Here is a 2,195-nt window from a genome sequence, read left to right as displayed (position 1 = left end):
GCCGTCGCCGTGCTGGCCCTGAGCTTCCCGCTCCACCCGCCGGGCAAGCCGGAGAAGTCCCGCGCGGACGAGCTGACCGGCGCCGGCCTGCCCACCCTCGTCGTCCAGGGCGCCAAGGACCCGTTCGGCCGCCCCGAGGAGTTCCCCTCCGGCACCCGCCTGGTGCCCGTGCCGCACGGGGACCACGGCTTCGCCGTGCCGAAGAAGGCGGACGTCGGGCAGGAGGAGGCCCTGGCCGGCCTCACGGAGGCCGTGGCCGGCTGGCTGGACGGCGTCGCCGCCGACGGCTGAAGCCGCCGGCGCGGCAGCCGGATCCGCCGCGCCCCGCAGTGAAGCCGGAGCTCCGCAGTGCAGCCGGAGTCCCGCAATGAAGCCGAGCCCCGCGACGAATCCGAGCCCCGCGATGAATCCACCGTCCTCCGGAATTCCGCATTCCGAAAGAGCCGTTGAATTCCGGAGGATTCCGGGAATGCCCCGCGCCCGGGCGATGTTGTGCCAGTCGTCATCAGCTACTGGACCGGTGGCTACTGGCCGACCGAGGAATGGGAGCTCGCCGCATGGGTTCGACCGCCTGCCTGTCCCGCCCGCAGACCGCTGACCTGGGGTGGGCGGCACTGCATGTGGCGCAGCCCGCCCCGGCTGGAGCGGCGGACGGGCGGGATCGTCGTCTATTCTCCGATTCGAGCGGGTCCGCATCCGGTCCTGCCGTCGTGTTGGAGGAGGTGGGTCCGGTCACTGGGACCGACGAGGGGACCGAAGACACCGGGGCCACGGGCATGAAGAGCGCCACCGAGAACGCCGCCGCCACGGGTGGCGCCGCCGGCGCGGAGACCGCCGCCGAGCGCAACGCCCGGTTCGAGCGCGACGCCCTCACCTTCCTCGACCAGATGTACTCCGCGGCCCTGCGCATGACGCGCAACCCGGCGGACGCGGAGGACCTGGTGCAGGAGACCTACGCCAAGGCGTACGCGTCCTTCCACCAGTTCCGCGACGGCACGAACCTCAAGGCGTGGCTGTACCGCATCCTGACCAACACCTTCATCAACTCCTACCGCAAGAAGCAGCGCGAGCCGCTGCGCAGCGCGTCGGAGGAGATCGAGGACTGGCAGCTGGCCCGTGCCGAGTCGCACATGTCGACCGGCCTGCGCTCCGCCGAGTCCCAGGCGCTGGACCACCTTCCGGACTCCGATGTCAAGGAGGCCCTCCAGGCCATCCCCGAGGAATTCCGGATAGCGGTCTACCTCGCGGACGTCGAGGGCTTTGCGTACAAGGAGATCGCGGACATCATGGGTACGCCCATCGGCACGGTCATGTCCCGGCTCCACCGGGGCCGCCGCCAGCTGCGCGGAATGCTGGAGGACTACGCCCGTGAGCGGGGTCTCGTCCCGGCCGGGGCGGCCCCCGCGCCGAACGGCTCCGACGAGTCGCACAACCGGAAAGGCTCGGACTCATGAGCTGCGGAGACCCGCACGAGACGGACTGCTCCGAGGTCCTCGACCACCTCTACGAGTTCCTCGACCACGAGATGCCCGACGGGGACTGCGCCAAGTTCGAGGTGCACATCGACGAGTGCTCCCCGTGCCTGGAGAAATACGGCCTGGAACAGGCGGTGAAGAAGCTGGTCAAGCGCTGCTGCGGGCATGACGACGTGCCCGCCGACCTGCGCTCGAAGGTGATGGGCCGGATCGAGCTCATCCGCGCCGGGCAGTCCGTGCCCGACCAGGACGTCGTGGCCGAGGCCAGGGCGGCGGAGGCCGCCGCCCGGACGCAGGGCGCCCGGAGCGATCGCGGCGTCCGCAGCGCGTCGGGCGGCTCCGCCGGTGCGGGCCCCCTGGGCGCCACCGCACAGGAGTAGACGCGGGCGCGGTGCCCGTACCGCGCGGTCCGCGTCCGTTCGCGTAGTTCCTCCGCATCCCTCTGCGTAGCCCTTCCGGGCCTGATGCGGCCTGGGCCCGGCATGCCGCCCGGCGGGGATTATCACCCGAAGGTGTGCATCTGGTCGGTTCGCGTGGGGCAATCCCCGAATGCGCCGTTCCCCGGCCGTGCCGGACCCTATTCTCCCCTTCCTGACGGCAAGCATGTCGGCACCTCACGGGACGGGAGGACGCACCATGGGGGCACTTCCGGCGGCGGCGCGCGCCTGTGTCCTGTGCGCCGCCCTCGCCGCCGCCCTGTGCGCCGCCCCCGCCCTGCGG

At 71.8% G+C, this 2,195-nt stretch carries 3 protein-coding genes; all 3 read left to right on the top strand.

Features of this window, described 5'->3' with window-relative positions; translation table 11 throughout:
- The coding region (locus V7793_RS36680) for an alpha/beta family hydrolase (protein ID WP_336014008.1) at positions 1 to 291 on the top strand (291 nt) is incomplete at its 5' end.
- Positions 292 to 722: 431 nt separating this feature from the next.
- A complete protein-coding gene (locus tag V7793_RS36675; protein ID WP_443058081.1) occupies positions 723 to 1,454 on the top strand; it encodes a sigma-70 family RNA polymerase sigma factor in 732 nt (243 codons plus the stop codon).
- Positions 1,451 to 1,855: a mycothiol system anti-sigma-R factor gene (gene rsrA / locus V7793_RS36670; RefSeq protein ID WP_336014006.1), complete on the top strand. Its 405-nt coding sequence runs from the start codon at positions 1,451 to 1,453 to the stop codon at positions 1,853 to 1,855. The genes V7793_RS36675 and rsrA overlap by 4 nt, the downstream gene beginning before the upstream one ends.
- Positions 1,856 to 2,195: the final 340 nt, after the last annotated feature.

Source organism: Streptomyces sp. KLMMK (genome assembly GCF_036961605.1).
GTDB lineage: Bacteria > Actinomycetota > Actinomycetes > Streptomycetales > Streptomycetaceae > Streptomyces > Streptomyces telluris.
Note: the sequence above shows the minus strand (reverse complement) of the source record. Positions and strands in the feature narration are given on the sequence as shown.